Consider the following 15,044-nt stretch of genomic DNA (forward strand, 5'->3'; position numbering starts at 1 on the left):
TCTTCGCGGTATTTGAAGAACACCGCACACCGGTATCGGCGGAAACCGCTGTTCTCGATGAAGCATGTGCCGTTCTCGCGGATGATTTTACGGCGGAAATAGATATGCCGACGCTTGCATCGCGTCTGCATATCGGGTACGAGCAGTTCCGCAAACAGTTCAAGCAGCACACCGGCCATGCGCCGAAGGAATATCGCATCAGAAAAAAGATCGCTTATGCGCAGCATCTGCTCAACACCGAGGCGATATCCGTCCGTGCACTGAGCATGAAGCTTGGATATCCGACACCGTTCGCGTTCACCCGACAGTTCAAGAAGTATACGGGGCTTTCCCCGCTCATATTCAAACGCGCGATGTGGTCATGACATCACTGTTGCGGCTGCTCGGATCGTTCGCACGATTCGCCGGGGGCATTGCGGCCATCCCGTCATCGCTCCTGCTCGGCTTCCTGATAAAGACCGAGGGCCCGCTCGCGGTATACTTCTCTATCATGACGCTTCCGGCGGCTATTGCATTCCTGAGCGCCATATTCCTGGAGAAGGTCCTGACATACCCGTTCGTCGCCGGTGCCGTGCAGAGCATCGTCGGCTGCAGTGCGCAATTCGTCATCGGCATACCGATAGCGCTCATCGCATACGCAGTGTTCGCCGCCATCACCAATCATGAGAAATTCCCCTGGATAGCACGCGATCTCTTCCGCGTCGTCCTGGCATTCATCACGATCGCGTTCCCGATGCTCATCTTCGCCGCGTTTATGACCGTCGGCCTCAGCGGGGCGCATATCCCGGAAAAACTTTCATTGTACTCGCTCGGCTTCGTAAGCGGTGCCCTCGGGCTGCTCCTTGGTTTTCCATTCATGCATCGTTCTTTGCTCGCCGTCTTCATCGCCGCAGCGGCGAATATGGCGGTGATCGCGTCGTTCATCGATGCATGGAGAAGATATTATCGTACGAACAGCGGATGGGGAACGCTCGACCTTGCCGCCGATAAAAGCCCGAAGGAAAAGCGCTCCATGGCGGTCATGGCTATTGCCGGTACTGTCGGCATGATGATCGGCATTTACCTGATCTACGAACCGCATCGCCCGCGATACTTCGATGCAGATGCCGCAGTCGCGGAAGCATCGACATGGTATTCGAATATGAGCAGAAAATATCGATACAGCGTGACGTACACGTTCATCGTCGCTCACACAGGAAAGAAGATCGAGCACCGGGCGTTCGACTGCTCGAGCAATTTCTACGCGTTCGCACGGACGAACAGCACGTTCCCTGTCCGCTACGCCGACGACGGAAATGAATACCGCATCGACTACGCACGGCACTACGGCGTGAGCAGGTCATGGGACGGCAATGGCGGTGTCGGGCTTGGCATTCTCAGCGCCGGCATCGGTTTCATCATCATCGGCATCGCGTATTTCGCCGATCTCATTCGTCGACGTCGCAGATCAAAAGCCGGCGGCATACCATAATACTCAGTGCCGGCACTATTCGAGCATTATCTCGATCGCTTTCCTGTTTGTCCTGAACACCCCCCATGCCTCGTTCATTTTTTCTGCGAAGAAAATCGCGCCTCGGCCCGGGGGCGCGGGGATATCCGCGCTCGATCCGTTGGTCAGAAATACTCGGAGCATCGATGCACCGGAGGCACGTTCGCTGTAGAATACTTCCATATTCGTAATCTCTGCGTAACCGATCTTTCTGCAGGGAGGAGTCGTTCGCTGCGCATAATGGCATACCGCATACTGCGTAAAGAAGGAAAAGCTGTCCTTGAAATCCAGGAATGCATCCGAGTACAGATACAGCACTCCTTCGCCATGTGCAAGAATGCGTATGTCATGTATCGAATTCCGGTACAAAGGAGGCAGATCGGTTCCGCTGATGAATACATGATTCGGCCCAATCTCGGTCTTCACTTTGTAGTAGGTGAACAATACCGCTCCGGCAATGCTCATCAGCGAGAACAGCGCTACAAGCGGAACCGGCATTGCTCTCTGAACGAAACCGGCGATCCTGCGCTGCTTGTGTATCATGAAAAGCGCCGGTGTACCGGAAAGTATCGCAACGGTAAACGCTATTTCCAGCATTGTGACAAGATATATCCCGTGATTCGATACAATGCCCGCAGTATTAAAAAAGGCTGCCAGGAAGAGATAGATGCCGCATATTCTGCTGTTCCTGAGATAGCCCGCTGAAAGAGCGAAAAAAAGTGCCGCAATAATAAAGTATCCGACAATGTCCGTTTTCGTGTCGTATTGGAAATCTGCGTTGAAGATGGAGATGAATGCATATACCACAAACAAGCCCCCATAGAGAAATCCGCCGGCCGCACCGGTCACGACGGCTTTTCTCATCTTCTTTATTGCGACCTTCGCGATCACCGATTCTTCCATGACGTTCCCTCCTATTGAAACTTAAGTATAGTATGAAGTAAGTAAAACGAACCGACTGCATTTGTCAAAAAAACACACGCCGCGCCTCTCAGTGTGATATATCGCCCAGTATACCACCCGTCGAATTTCTGTCAATTTCAACCGCGTCTTCTCGCCCATCCCGGTATACGTGCGATACTACCGCTTGGCATCAGTGATCGCATACTATGTGCACGAACAAGTATTCCAATGGATACTATTCTCTTCTCTCACATCCCCGTGAGGGGGGGGCGCTCCTGCGGGGGTTGAGTGTATGTTTTTTTCGTGGTACAATGCGTTCATCCTGATACTCCCCACGGAGCGCCTAATGTCATCGTCAATACGTCCATTCATCGCCGTTCTATTTCTCGTCTGCGGCACAGCCCTTTTTCCCGATATAAAACTGCACGGCCTTTTTTCCGACAACATGGTGATGCAGCGCGACATCGCCGTCGCGGTTTACGGCATAGCGGATGAGGGCGAGAAGGTCACCGTAGAGATCAACGGACAGAAGGTTGAAGCGGTGACCGGCGCCGAAGGCACGTGGAAGGTGATGTTAAAACCGATGAAAGCCGGCGGTCCGTTCACCATGACGGTGAAAGGCAATAATACCATCACCCTGAAGAACATTCTCATCGGCGATGTGTGGATATGCACCGGCCAATCGAATATGCAGACGTCGATAAAGTACTATCGCACCTATGAGAACGGCATTTTCACCATGTTCGCGGATATCCCGGGCGATTACAGCAATACGATGCTCCGCCTCTTCAAGGTGAACACCGGCGCAGCCGATGTACCGCGACTGAATGTAGTGAAGGACAGAGCGTACAACGGATGGTGCGAGGCCGCCGGTGCATATATCGATGATTTCTCGGCGACCGGTTTCTTTTTCGGCAAACGCCTCGCCGCTGAGAGCGGCGTGCCCATCGGGCTTATCATGTCCACGGTAGGCGGCACCGACGCTGAATCGTGGGTATCGCCCGATGTACTTGAGGCAAAACCCGACTATGCGCCGTATCTCGCCAATTATGCATCGGCGGTATCGAATTACCCCGCCGCGTACATACGTTTTACGAATGAAATGGCGGCATGGAACGAGAAGCGCAAAGCAGGCGTAAAGGACCTCCCTCGTCCGCCGACCGAGCCCATGGGCACGAACAATCTGAAACGCCCGTCGGGACTGTATCATTACATGCTGGCGCCGCTCCAGGGGTTCGCGATACGCGGGGCGATATGGTATCAGGGCGAAAATAACGCGGGACGATTTTCCTCCTACCGCGCGATCATGACCGATCTCATACAGTCATGGCGTGCGCAGTGGGGCATCCCCAATTTCCCGTTCTATTACGTGCAGCTGGCCGGTTACATGTCAATGAACTCGAATACGGAAGATCCAAGCTGGGCGTATCTCCGCGAGGCGCAGACAGAGACCCTCGCGCTCACCAACACAGGCATGGCGCTCGCACTGGACGGCGGGCTCGAAAAGAACATTCACCCGCCGTACAAGGAACTTGTGGGGAATCGCCTTGCCGCGCTCGCGCTTGCCAATGTCTACGGGAAAAAGATCGTCCCAAGCGGACCGATGTTCAGGTCGTTCAAGGTCGACGGGGACAAAGCGATAGTGACCTTTTCGGGCATCGGTGGCGGACTTATAGCGAGCAATGTCACGCTCGACTCATATGAATTGACGAGCGGAAAACTTTCGGGTTTCGCCGTCTGCGGCGCAGATAAGAAATTCAAATGGGCCGACGCCGTCATCAAAGGCGATAGCGTCATCTGCACAAGCAAAGAGGTGTCAAAGCCCATCAATATCCGCTATGCATGGGCCAATTTCCCGCTTGCGAATCTCTACAACAAAGAAGGCTTTCCGGCCGTTCCGTTCCGCACCGATACCTACGCACCGGGCGAAGTGCTCAAGGTCGGCGGCATTGCCATGGGAAAACCCTTTGTCTGCTCGCATCCGAATTCATCGCAGTACGCCATCGGCAGCTACGGCGGACTTACCGACGGCCTTCTTGATGACAATGCGCGCACCATATTCTCCACCGACGGTTCGATGACATTCCCCAAAAATGTGACCATCGACCTCAAGGGCTCGTTCACGGTGGATACGATACGCGTGTACAATTCGGCGCAGGGCGGCACGAAGAACGTTTCGGTGCAGGTATCATCGGACGGCGCATCGTTCACCGAGGTCGGCAAGACCGAATTCAAGAACTACACCATGGATGTGTATGAATTGAAAGGCCTTTCCCTGAAGAACGTATCGCAGGTACGGATCGTGTTCGAGAATGTCCATGAGATATCGATATGGAAGAAGGTGAACGGCTTCGTCCTCATCCGCGAGCTTGAGGTGCAGGGCATTCCCGGCAAATAGCCCTGCAAAAAAGCAAATGCCCGGAAAGGTCTCCCTTCCCGGGCATTCACATTGAGGGTGGGACGCCGATCGCTTATTTCGCTGCGTCGCCGCCTACTTTCTTGCCCTTCATCTCCTGGAAGTACGCTTTGATACGTTCCTGCATGAGCTTCTTAAGCCCCGGGGATGACACTTCCACGATGACCGTCGCGCTCTTCTCGCGGTCGTTCTCTTCGATGACCTTGACGATGTCCATGCCGACGATGGCGCCCGCCGCCTTTTCCTTGACGACCTTGCCGATAAGCTCATTGTTCTCGGTGGCACCCGTCGACTCGATGTAGGAGCCGATCATCTTCGTCATGACCGTTTCCTTGCCGACGATCTTCGCCGCTTCCTTGGCCTCCGAACGCCATTTGCGCTCCGAGCCTTCCGGCGCATAGCCGGTCACCTGGGCGCGGAACGTGTCGTCATTGATCCAGCCCTCCGGATTGCTGCCGCTCACTCCCATGCAGCCCGTGAGCATGAGCGTCCATGCGGTGACCGCCGCCGCAAGCGTTGTCGTGATGATGGTACGTTTCATCGTAACCTCCTCTCGTGATTATTTATTGAGCTCGAGCGAATCGAGCATTTTCGACTTCGTGTCTATCTTCTGATTGACCGCGTTCACCCGGGCATCGATCTTTGCGAGCGCCGCGGCTATCTTCGCCTCGAGCTTCCCGTTCGCTTCGTAGATGCGCTTCAGCGTATTGTACGCACGCTTCACGTTCGGGTTCTCGCTGTTCTCGGCAAGAACACTGTCGGCAAGCAGCTTTATTGATTCATTGCCGTTCTTCACCTGGTTGTACACGTCGTTGAGCGCCGTATGGTCGGCGGATGCGTCGCCCGCATTCACGAGGAGGCTGCCGCCCTTCTCGCCTATCACGCCGGCACGTGCTTCCATTTTGCCCATCGTCCCGGCGGGATCCTTCTTCACCGCCGCATCGCGTTCTTTCAGGAACGAGTCGAGCGAATCGTCCTTTTTCGCCATCGGTTTCACGCCGGCGTTCTCTTCGCCGAGAATGACGCTCGCCGATTCATTCATGCTCACGTTCCCTTCGCTCCCGTCTCCCTTGACGTTCACCTTCCCTTCGTTCACGGCGACCATGGTAGAGCCGTCGCTCGCGAGGGACACCTCGAAATCGGTGCCGCGTACGGCCGCGACCGCTGTCGGCGTCTGTACTTTCATCTCGTCGGAACCGGTGAGCTTGTTCACCTTAAGCTTCATCCCGCCCATGAGGACGCCGAAGGACGTGTTGTTCTTCCCCTTCGTGCCGATGAGGTTCCTGTTGAGCACGATGGCCGACTTCTCGCCTATGGTGATGAGCGAACCGTCGGCGAGCGCCAATTCCGCCTTTGCAAGCGCCGCCGTGCGTATCAGCAGGCCCACCGCCACCGCCATGCCGTTCTTCGCGGGACTTTTCTTCTTCCCGTCCGTCGACTCCACGCTTACCGTGCCGTTGACCGATCGGAACACAGCGATGGTATCCGTTGCACCAGGCGTTGCGCCGAACGCTGCACCGCACACTGCCAGTACGATCAGAAATTTCTTCATTATTTGCCTCCTTTTCCTATTGCCGCGATTGTCTGCGCATATCTTCGTATTCCTCGAACGGTATCATCTTCTTGAAGAATATATCCTGCCGATGTTTCGCGGATTCCGCTTCAAGCTTCTGTTCACGCTCACGCAAGAGCGTCTCCGCCCAGGAGAGGCCGCGTATGTCCGCGCTTTTTGACTTTTCCTTCGTTTCCATAGCCGAAACTCCTCGTCGGCCCGACGGTCCGGACCGTTCTTCGATACGCCTTGATAATACGATAGGACAGGGGTACCGTCTATCGTACAAAGGTATGATTTTGTCGTGTCAGGCGGGCATCATACGAAAGTATGATACGCTTGCGCGATTATTCGTACCGTAATGCGGTTATCGGGTCGAGTTTGGCGGCCTTGAAGGACGGGTACAGGCCGAAAACGAGGCCGATGCCGCAGGAGGATGATATTGCGACGATTATCGACATAGGCGCGATAACGCCGGCAATGCCTATGAAATGCGCGATGATCACCGTCAGCACGCTCCCGAGGCCCACGCCGAACATACCCCCGAAAATGGAGAGCATGACCGTCTCCACCAGGAATTGCATGAAAATATCGAGGTTCCCGGCGCCGACGCTCTTGCGCACGCCTATCTCGCGTATCCGTTCTGAGATGGACGCGAGTATCACGTTCATGATGCCTATGCCGCCCACGATGAGCGCAATGACAGCGATGATGATGAACACGAGGCTCATCGTCTGTATCTGCTGATTCGTCTCATTGTACCGCTCCGCCCACGGCTTTATCTGAAAATCCTCGGTACCGCCGCGCTTCTTCCTGAGCGTCGTTCTTAATCGCTCTATGTATGCGGGGAGATTCTTCGAGTCCCTGAGTATTATCTCGATGGAATCGAGCCTGCCGTCGCTTTTCATGAGCTGCTGGAAGGTGGAGAACGGTATGAGCGCGTTGAGATTCATATGCCACATCGTATTGTTCCTGCCGTATTTCTCCCAGAGGCTTCGCCCCCAGAGCTCTTCACTCCCGCGTTTCGGTACAATCGCCCGACGCACGGAAAGCGTCTTTAAATTCTTAAGCCGCTCGTCGCGCGCCTGCGCGTTCGTGTCTATCTTTTCGCCCATATGCGGCGGCTCCACCGATACATGCCGGTAAAGCCCGATGATGTGAAATCCGATATTATTGATGAATATCGTCTCGCCTATGGGGTTCTGATATTCCTCGAAAAGCTCGCTTCGCACGATAGAGCCGATGACGCATACGCGTGAGAACGATGCGTCGTCGAGCGGAGAGATGTCCCGCCCCTCATCGATGACATGCCCGGATATGCGGCTGTAATCGCTCGTTGCCCCGAGCGCGGTATACGACCACACACGGAGGCTTTTATTGCCGCGGCGTATCGTGTAATTCGGCGCGGTCACCTGCGGCACCATGATATCGATGATATCGCCGTTCTCCAGAAGGAGCGTACGCATGTCATCGATGCGCACGCCGCGCGACTTGTACACCTTGGCCCCGCGCTGCCCCTGATCGAGATTGTACACCGACACGCGCGCCATGCCGCCCATCTGGTTCATCATCCTCTCAAAACTCACGCGGAAGCCTTCCATGATGCTCATCATTATCACGAGCGATGCCACACCGAGCATGACTCCGAGGAGCGTAAGGAACGAGCGCATCTTGTGATAATATATCTCTTTGACACCGGTGATGATCGATTCGCGGAGCTTTAAGAGCGCAAGGGCGATGCTCATGCCGCCTCCGAAAGCCTGCCGTCGGCGATAACCACACGTCGCTGTGTCGACTTCGCAACCGCATGATCGTGCGTTACGATGATGATGGTATTCCCCGCCTTGACGAGTTCGCGGAATATTGTGAGTATCTCCCTGCCGGTAACGCTGTCGAGGTTCCCCGTCGGTTCATCGGCAAGTATGAGCGACGGGCGGTTAACGAGCGCACGCGCTATCGCCACACGCTGACGCTGTCCGCCGGAAAGTTCGCTCGGGCGATGGCGTATGCGGTCGGTAAGCCCCGTCCGCGCGACGGCCTCAAGCACGCGTTCACGCCGCTCCAGAGCGCTTAAACCGGAATAGATAAGCGGCAGCTCCACATTGTGAAAGACATTGTACCGCGAGAGAAGATTGAAATTCTGGAAAATGAAACCGATCTGTCTGTTCCGCACGTGCGCAAGTTCGGAGGGCTTCATCCCCGCCACGTTCACGCCGTCAAGGAGATATCTCCCGCGCGTCGGCCTGTCGAGGCAGCCGATGATGTTCATGAGCGTCGATTTGCCGCTCCCCGACGGTCCGATTATCGCCGAGAACGTTCCGCGCGCTATCGAAAGATCGATATCACAAAGCGCATGCACGGGGCTGTCACCCATCGCGTAGGTCTTCCCGATACCGGAGAGCTCGATGAGCGGACGCACATGCTTCTTCGCCATGTCAGTCCTTTTTTCCGCCGACCGGTACATATGCCGGCTTCTGCGCGAGTTCCTTGTACGGTATATCGCTGTAGAGCTTTTCGCCTTCCTTCAATCCCGAAACGATCTCGACCATCTTCGTATCGTTTATCCCGCGCTTCACCATGCGCTTCTCCACGCCCTTCACCCCCGGCACGAACACGTATTCCCCGCCCTCATCGATGAAAAGCGCTGTGACCGGCACAGAAAGGACATTGTCCTTCGCCTTGATGCTCGCCTTTATCGACGCGCTCATCCCCGGGCGGAGCCGGCTGTCCTCTTTCAGTATCGTGATCTCAGTGGGGAATATCTTTATCCCGCTCCTGTCCTCCGCATACGGTGCTATCTTCGATACACGTCCGCCGTAGCGCTCGTTCGGGTTCGCCGCAATGCTTATCGCCACATCATAACCCACACCGAGCTTGAATATATCGACCTCATTGATGTTCACCTTCACGACGAGCCGCGAGAGATCGGCTATGGTGAAAAGTTTCGTGCCGCTTCGCATCGTCGATTCGCCCACGACAAGCTCGCCCTCTTCCACATACCGGTTGAGCACGATGCCCGTCAGCGGCGAGGTTATCCCGAGGCGCTCGCCGGATGTACCGCCTATCTCGTCGCGAGAGCGCTCATACTCGTCCTTCGCCGCTTTATTGTTCATCTCGGCAACGGAAAGCGCATCCTCAGCGCGTTTCATCTCGTTCACCGGTATGAACCCTTTATCGTACAGCCCTTTTTTCTGATCATAGTCGTCTTTTGCCGTACGGAGCTCTATCTTTGCCTTCTCGTAATTATTCACCACCGCGGTTATCGTCTTCGTCTGCAGAAGGTCGGGTTCGACATCGGCGACTATCATGCCGCGCTTAACATACGCTCCCTCGCGCGTGCGTATGCGGACCACACGCCCGCTCACCCGGGATGCAACGTCCGCGCTCGTCATCGGCGCCACAACGCCGCTCTCCTCGAGCACCTGCGTTATGTTCGTCTTTCCCGCCTGAATGATGCTGTATCCGCCCTTCGTTTCGGCACCGCGTGCGCTCGGTATGTTCTTTTTCGCTCCGCAGGAGAGGAGGGTTATACCGAGGACGGCTAGGAGGATATATTTCATACGGATTCTCATCTTCATTTCCGGACCCTGTGACGTCGGAATTGTACGGTATATGGAATAAAATACAATATCTGTCGACGTTGGAACTGCTGTGAAAATATCAGATACTTCCCAAAATACGATTATGGTCATGAGAATTTCTGCCGCATCACGGAGAACAGCGGGTTGCAACCCGCTGTTCTCTCTATTTTGTGACAGTCTCCACGCGCCGTTTGACGCTTCTTTCATTCTATGGTACATTCCATTATCCACCGATAGTTCAGCAAGGAGTCAGCAATGGATATCCACTATCTTCTCTGCGCGTACGGCCCCGACAGACCGGGCATTGTGGAATCGCTCTCGGATATTGCGGTGAAGATGAGCTTCAGCATTGCGGATTCGCGCATGGTGCTCCTTGGCGACCACTTCTCCGTGCTCATGCTGCTTGCGGGCCCGCGTGAGAATGCGCCCGGCATGGAGAAGGCCATGCATGCGCTTGCCGATCTTACGGTGAGCGTGAAAGAAGTGCATGCCCGCGGCACAAAGGACGATGTGCTTGAGTATTCGGTGCGCATGGTCGGCGAGGACAGCAAGGGCATCGTGCACGGGGTAACGACATACCTCAAGGATCACCGCATCAATGTGCTCTCGCTCGATACCGCTGTCGGCCGCGCGCCGCATTCGGGCACTCCTCTCTTCAAGATGACCATGGTGCTTGAAGTGCCGAAATCGATGAACCTTCGCGAATTGAAAAGCGGCCTTATCGCCCTGAGCGACAGGCTCAACATGGACATCGATATCGAGCCCTTCGGCATCTGATCGGCCACTGCCTCGTCATCCCCGTTCGCGGGGGACAATGCTGTAACGGCAGGAATGATGATCATCCCTCGGCAAGATCGCCAACGTCCCCTTCGACTCCGCTCAGGGAACGGCATCATGTGTTCATACAATATTGATCATTTCGCTTCCCGAGCCGTTGCTCCGAGCCTGCCGAGGTGGGAGCCGAGGGTTGCGATGATGAACGCAGGATTGGATCTGTTCTTTAATACCGTAACGTCATCACAGGTCGGGGAATATCATCGCATCTCGATAACGGACGGCGTGAGCAGTCCGAACGGGATATGATGATAGTCATCCGTCCATATCTTCGTCGTGCCGTTCTTCCGCACATCGAACCAGTCATTATCTCCGTCAGTGAGCGACGGCCACCCGCCCCGGCCGGTGAACGACACGGGACCGACCGCGATGAGCTCCCCGCCGATATGATGATGCGGCCCGAGGAGATTTCGCAGTGAGTTGACGAGCGTAAGCGTCATCGAATTCTCACCCGCACGCACGGCGCTGGTGATATCGATCTCCCACGGGCTCCATGCCGTCGGCGGAAGTTTCTTCCCGTTCACAACAGCAGTGATGACCGTCGCTTCTGCGTCCGGGAATGTGAGGACATATCGCCTGCCCTTCTCCGGCGTAAGCGTGAACGAACGCTTCAATTCGAAAGCGCCTGCATAGAACGGATAACCCGACACAGCGAGATCGCCGTCGAATTCCTCGCGCTCATCGACAATGCTGAACGATGAGAATCGATGCACGGGGCGGGCGGGCAGATCGCCGCGTTCATTGCGGATAGAGCGCGCCGGCACGGCGGATGCGTTCGCCCGCACACCGAAATCACCGATGAGATAGATGCTTTCTATCTCGCTTCCGTAGCGCTCACGCGCGTCGCGGCTTGTCGGTTTCGGCGGCGTGTAATCGAGCGAGAGCTCAACCGTATTGGTCCCGGACTTCATGTGCTTCGTTACATCGGTCTTTCGGAACGAGATATCGCGATAGATATCCTTGCCGAAAGCGACCGTGCTGCCGTTGACCGTAATGCTCGTGTACATTTCCGGCTGCTCGATGACGAGTGCACAGTTCTTCGGCGTAGTCTCAACAGCAACATCGAATGCCAGCATCAGCGTTCCATTATACACCTGGCGTGTAAGTCGTTCATGTATGCCGAGCACCGGTTCCGCCGCGGAAAAGGAAGCGCCGCTGATCGAATACCGCGCGAAATCAAGGGTTATCGCATTGGGGTCGAGACGCTTGCCGCGCCAGACACCCGAAAGCGCTGCTGCTATCTCCCCCTTCGATGCCGAACAGTAGCGCCCGGCTATCTTCGTCTTCGATGCACTCCCCGTTGCAATGAAAACGCTTTGCGCGGGCGCAAGCGTTACGCGAACGGAGCCGTCCTTCACATCGAGCGAAAAGCATTCACCCGATGCGGGATCCCAAAGTACAGGGTTCTCCATATCACAAAGCGTGACCGACACATCGGCATTTTCGAGCCGTGAGCGGTTGAAGAACATGGTCATGCTTCCGCCGGGAAGAAGCCGGCGGGAGACCCACACGTTCGCTTTATTCGTTCCGACCACGTTCACCCGCGGCGGTACGGCAGCGGCAAGAGCGGCGGCGACATCGTTCTCCGGGAGCACACGCGTTATCGCCGTAAGACGCCGTATCATGTCATCGTTCTTTCTGCCGTCGACGAGATCGGGGAGCGCCCCCGCGGCAAGGATAATGCCCTTCTCGGCGGCGAATTTTTCAAGGACAGCGATGGTGCTTGCCCGGATCGTCCGCAGATACGGCAGCATCACCGCGCGGTATTGCATATCGCCGATTTGGAGCGCATCATCCTTCACCATGCCCTTCTCGGAGATGATCTCTTCATCGCCGAGGTCATAATCGCGCTGATGCGCAAGGAGCGTATCGAGCGTACGCGTGAACGCATTGAAACGCTCATCGCCGGTCTTTCCCGGCTCCGTACCGTTCGCATAATCGACATATGCGCTTTCAAGAGGGACAAGCACGAGCATTTCAGCGGCGTAGGTCCCGACACTCGAAAGATAACTTGTGCGCGCCATGTAGTCTTCAACCGGCTTGTTGAAGCTCCAGTACGGCTGCTGCGGCGATATCGTGGGGGGATAATCGCGCTTTCTGCATCCCTTCATGCTGTAAAGCGAAAGATGCGGGCAGATGTGATTGACGCCGAGCACCGCGTGGCAATCCGCTATCCACTTCCTGTCCTCGAAATTCATGTTCTGTCCGCTGATACCGAACATCTCCGAAAGCCGTCTGTCGCGCCCGTATTGATTGGCCACGCTCGAGAGACTTTTCATCATGAAGACGACGCCCGAAATATGGAGGCCCAGATGATCGATGCCCGGCCGCTGCATGTGCCGATAATGCGCCATCATATTGCCGACATTGAGCATGACCGTGCGGAAGGAATTCTCGCCGTTGAAGTGACCGGTCCACGTAAGCCCGGTAGACTCGCAATAGTCGCCTATCTGCTTGGAGAAACTCATCTCGAATTGTCTGCTTATCGTACGGAAATAATCATATCGCACCGAAGCGAAATCACCGACATCGTCGAAGAGCGAAGCGATGTTCCCCACAAAATCATAGCCGTGCTGTGCCTTGAACGCATCGCGCGTCAGCGGCGAATACGGGAGCGAACCGGTGTTGCGGCATTCATTGCGCGGCGATATCTGCGGCTCATCGGTAAAAATCCCGTGCACCGACTTCCCTATCTTCGATCGATACCGCTCAGCGTACGGCTTATAGCTTGAATCGATGAATGCCTTCACGGTGGCAGGATTCATAAGATCGACCCAGCAGGTGCCGTTGAACCAGGCATTGCCCATCTTTGCCTTGCATGAGTAGTACTGATACCGCTCATCTTCAGTCAGGAGTTCGCCATGCGGGGGAACGGCATCGCCTTTCACAAGCCGGACGATATAACGCGCGTGATAGTCCTCGCTCGCAAGCGGCACTATGCCGCCGGCAAAACCGCTCGGCCATTTGTCCTCATCGTAGAACCACGCCTCTATCCCGAGCTTCTCGCTCGCTTTTACGCCGGCATCCATCGCCTTCCACCAGTCGTCACCGAGATACTCGGTGAGAAGGCCTATGCGGCTGTGCAGATACGAGCCGCCGAAACCGCCTTTCTTGAACGCGATGAGCTGACGCTCGATCTCTCCGGGAGCAAGGTCATCGTTGAGCGACCAGAACGGCACGGAACGCCATGCGGGCGGGGGATCGCGAAAATCGTTACGGTTCAAGCTTGTCATAGCCACATCCTTTTTGTAACGGTCATTAGTGCAACGAGAATATACGCACGCCGCCATCGCGATTCCAGCACTATCATGCAGTACTCTGGCATTATTTTTACTTTTTATCGATATACCGGCGTTACGCTCGAATAAGCGTTAGTGCGCCGCTTCCGAACGGGCGAATTTATGCACAAGCGCGGACTTGCTCCGGACACCGGTCTTTTCATATATTTTGCTCACATGCGTTTTCACCGTGGGCATCGTTATCCCGAACACATCGGCGATGGCCTTGTAGCTTTCCCCGCTCGCGAGCATCTCGATTATCTGCGCCTCGCGTGAGGTAAGCCCGTAGCGCGCCGCCGCTTCGGCTATCGGGGCGGAACGAGTATGCATGATGCCGCGTATGCCCGCGAAGAGAAGGAGCGAACTTGCGAGGAAATAGAACGCGACAAGCGCTACGACCGCTGACGGAATATCCCCGAGCGCGTTCTTTATCGGCTGCACAAGCTCGAGAAGAAGCCATATCAATATGCCGCCGACAAGTGCCGCAGTGAAAAGGCGCTGTGCGAACACGTCCCCGCGCGCACCGATGAGAATATGCGCGATGCCGATGCCCGCCGTATACAGCACCGTAAGCCCCAGCACGAACGGGGGCAGCCACATGAGCATGGACACCGCATTCGGGAAGAAATAGGAAGCCGTGATGAGGAGGCACACGAACGCGGAGAACAGAGCACAGACCTTATCCGCGATGCGCGCATAGGCGAAGCCCGAAAGCGAATGTGCGTATGCGGGAAGCGCGAACACGATTATCGCAAGGCCGATGTCCGTAACGTACAGCATTATCGGATTGGAGGGAAAACCGCCGATGAGCGTCATATAGTAATTGAGCGTTATCGATATCACCGATGCGGTGGCGCTCGCCATGAAAACGATGCCCCGCCGCGACGTGACATCATGCCGCGCGAGGTAACGCGCGAGCGTGAGCATGAGCGATGCCAGCCCCGCCGTATACGAAAGGGCGAGTAATAGGAATACGACGTGCTGCATCGCT

13 protein-coding genes are annotated in these 15,044 nt (G+C 55.7%); 4 read left to right on the top strand and 9 right to left on the bottom strand.

The genetic code is table 11. The features are described from left to right. Both AABZ39_07790 and AABZ39_07795 read left to right on the top strand, forming a co-directional pair. A partial coding sequence (locus tag AABZ39_07790; GenBank protein MEK6794661.1) for an AraC family transcriptional regulator occupies positions 1-365 on the top strand: 365 nt, incomplete at its 5' end. Further along, entirely contained in the window at positions 362-1,471 is a 1,110-nt protein-coding gene (locus AABZ39_07795; GenBank protein MEK6794662.1) for a hypothetical protein, read from the top strand. The genes AABZ39_07790 and AABZ39_07795, both read left to right, overlap by 4 nt. 15 nt (positions 1,472-1,486) lie before the next feature. On the opposite strand, the gene AABZ39_07800 is transcribed toward AABZ39_07795, so the two are convergent. Next, positions 1,487-2,392, bottom strand: a complete 906-nt coding sequence (locus AABZ39_07800; protein ID MEK6794663.1) for a hypothetical protein — start codon at positions 2,390-2,392, stop codon at positions 1,487-1,489. 346 nt (positions 2,393-2,738) lie between these two features. On the opposite strand from AABZ39_07800, the gene AABZ39_07805 reads away from it, so the two are divergent. Further along, positions 2,739-4,790: a sialate O-acetylesterase gene (locus tag AABZ39_07805; GenBank protein ID MEK6794664.1), complete on the top strand. Its 2,052-nt coding sequence runs from the start codon at positions 2,739-2,741 to the stop codon at positions 4,788-4,790. 73 nt (positions 4,791-4,863) lie between these two features. Here AABZ39_07805 and AABZ39_07810 read toward each other — a convergent pair whose 3' ends face one another. The 6 genes from AABZ39_07810 to AABZ39_07835 all read right to left on the bottom strand — a co-directional run bounded on the left by AABZ39_07810 (position 4,864) and on the right by AABZ39_07835 (position 9,920). After that, the gene (locus AABZ39_07810) at positions 4,864-5,349 is read right to left on the bottom strand and encodes a hypothetical protein (protein ID MEK6794665.1); all 486 of its coding nucleotides are present in this window, start codon (positions 5,347-5,349) and stop codon (positions 4,864-4,866) included. Between the two features lie 18 nt (positions 5,350-5,367). Further along, the gene (locus tag AABZ39_07815) at positions 5,368-6,360 is read right to left on the bottom strand and encodes a FecR family protein (GenBank protein MEK6794666.1); all 993 of its coding nucleotides are present in this window, start codon (positions 6,358-6,360) and stop codon (positions 5,368-5,370) included. A 16-nt stretch (positions 6,361-6,376) separates the two neighbouring features. After that, positions 6,377-6,559: a hypothetical protein gene (locus AABZ39_07820; protein MEK6794667.1), complete on the bottom strand. Its 183-nt coding sequence runs from the start codon at positions 6,557-6,559 to the stop codon at positions 6,377-6,379. Between the two features lie 148 nt (positions 6,560-6,707). Further along, positions 6,708-8,105, bottom strand: coding sequence for an ABC transporter permease (locus tag AABZ39_07825; protein ID MEK6794668.1), 1,398 nt, complete (start codon positions 8,103-8,105; stop codon positions 6,708-6,710). After that, positions 8,102-8,794, bottom strand: a complete 693-nt coding sequence (locus AABZ39_07830) for an ABC transporter ATP-binding protein (protein ID MEK6794669.1) — start codon at positions 8,792-8,794, stop codon at positions 8,102-8,104. Before AABZ39_07830 ends, AABZ39_07825 begins: the two co-directional genes overlap by 4 nt. Before the next feature lies 1 nt (position 8,795). Then, entirely contained in the window at positions 8,796-9,920 is a 1,125-nt protein-coding gene (locus AABZ39_07835; protein ID MEK6794670.1) for an efflux RND transporter periplasmic adaptor subunit, read from the bottom strand. Positions 9,921-10,196: 276 nt separating this feature from the next. On the opposite strand from AABZ39_07835, the gene AABZ39_07840 reads away from it, so the two are divergent. Then, a complete protein-coding gene (locus AABZ39_07840) occupies positions 10,197-10,718 on the top strand; it encodes an ACT domain-containing protein (GenBank protein ID MEK6794671.1) in 522 nt (173 codons plus the stop codon). Positions 10,719-10,975: 257 nt separating this feature from the next. Here the strand turns inward: AABZ39_07840 and AABZ39_07845 are convergent, their stop codons facing one another. Next, positions 10,976-14,008 (bottom strand): glycosyl hydrolase, encoded by a 3,033-nt coding sequence (locus AABZ39_07845; protein ID MEK6794672.1) that lies wholly within the window; start codon positions 14,006-14,008, stop codon positions 10,976-10,978. 138 nt (positions 14,009-14,146) lie between these two features. Further along, a complete protein-coding gene (locus tag AABZ39_07850; GenBank protein MEK6794673.1) occupies positions 14,147-15,040 on the bottom strand; it encodes a helix-turn-helix transcriptional regulator in 894 nt (297 codons plus the stop codon). Between the last annotated feature and the right edge of the window lie 4 nt (positions 15,041-15,044).

It is taken from the genome of Spirochaetota bacterium, from assembly GCA_038043445.1.
Taxonomy (GTDB): Bacteria; Spirochaetota; Brachyspiria; order Brachyspirales; family JACRPF01; genus JBBTBY01.

Coding starts and splice junctions, on each gene's coding strand:
- AABZ39_07795 (MEK6794662.1), top strand. CDS start 362: ATGACATCACTGTTGCGGCTGCTCGGATCGTTCGCACGATTCGCCGGG.
- AABZ39_07800 (MEK6794663.1), bottom strand. CDS start 2,392: ATGGAAGAATCGGTGATCGCGAAGGTCGCAATAAAGAAGATGAGAAAA.
- AABZ39_07805 (MEK6794664.1), top strand. CDS start 2,739: ATGTCATCGTCAATACGTCCATTCATCGCCGTTCTATTTCTCGTCTGC.
- AABZ39_07810 (MEK6794665.1), bottom strand. CDS start 5,349: ATGAAACGTACCATCATCACGACAACGCTTGCGGCGGCGGTCACCGCA.
- AABZ39_07815 (MEK6794666.1), bottom strand. CDS start 6,360: ATGAAGAAATTTCTGATCGTACTGGCAGTGTGCGGTGCAGCGTTCGGC.
- AABZ39_07820 (MEK6794667.1), bottom strand. CDS start 6,559: ATGGAAACGAAGGAAAAGTCAAAAAGCGCGGACATACGCGGCCTCTCC.
- AABZ39_07825 (MEK6794668.1), bottom strand. CDS start 8,105: ATGAGCATCGCCCTTGCGCTCTTAAAGCTCCGCGAATCGATCATCACC.
- AABZ39_07830 (MEK6794669.1), bottom strand. CDS start 8,794: ATGGCGAAGAAGCATGTGCGTCCGCTCATCGAGCTCTCCGGTATCGGG.
- AABZ39_07835 (MEK6794670.1), bottom strand. CDS start 9,920: ATGAAATATATCCTCCTAGCCGTCCTCGGTATAACCCTCCTCTCCTGC.
- AABZ39_07840 (MEK6794671.1), top strand. CDS start 10,197: ATGGATATCCACTATCTTCTCTGCGCGTACGGCCCCGACAGACCGGGC.
- AABZ39_07845 (MEK6794672.1), bottom strand. CDS start 14,008: ATGACAAGCTTGAACCGTAACGATTTTCGCGATCCCCCGCCCGCATGG.
- AABZ39_07850 (MEK6794673.1), bottom strand. CDS start 15,040: ATGCAGCACGTCGTATTCCTATTACTCGCCCTTTCGTATACGGCGGGG.